Source organism: Methylobacterium sp. WL103 (assembly GCF_008039885.1).
GTDB classification, from domain to species: Bacteria; Pseudomonadota; Alphaproteobacteria; order Rhizobiales; family Beijerinckiaceae; genus Methylobacterium; species Methylobacterium cerastii.
The window spans coordinates 1-455 of sequence record NZ_VRUX01001280.1 but is presented as its reverse complement, the minus strand read 5'-3'; the positions used below and the strand labels follow the sequence as shown (position 1 = coordinate 455).

Genomic DNA, 455 nt, shown 5'->3' with positions numbered 1-455 from the left:
ACGCCCTCGACCGGCTGCTCAACCGCGACGTCTGTCGCCTCGATCTCGGCGGCGGACGGTGCGAGCGCGGGCGGCGTGACCGCGACCGGCGCCGGATCGAGGAGGCTCGGCGTACCCATCGCCGCGATTTCCAGCGGAACCAGGCTGTAGCTCTCGCCCGACGCGGCCGTGGCGACGTAGCTGCGCTGGTCGGGGCGCTTGGCGAAGGCCAGCACCGGGCGGACGTTTCGGTCGACGAGGCGGACGACGCCGTCGGCGAAGAGCCAGCCGGCGACCGTCCCCACCACCGGCACCGCCCGCCGGCAGCCGGCAGGAAACCGCACCACCTGCCCGGCCTCGCCGGATTCCGAACTCAGCGTCATCACGCAGCGCCGGTTGGTGCCGTCGCGCGACAAGTCCCAGGTGCCGGGCACGCCGCCGCGCGCCTCGGGGAGGGTCGTCGCGAAGAGCGCGGG

General features: G+C 74.7%; 1 protein-coding gene. It reads right to left on the bottom strand.

Annotation, left to right across the window (positions count from 1 at the left end; translation table 11 throughout):
• On the bottom strand, window positions 1–455 hold a 455-nt coding region (locus FV222_RS28990; RefSeq protein ID WP_246685733.1), incomplete at both ends, for an AprI/Inh family metalloprotease inhibitor.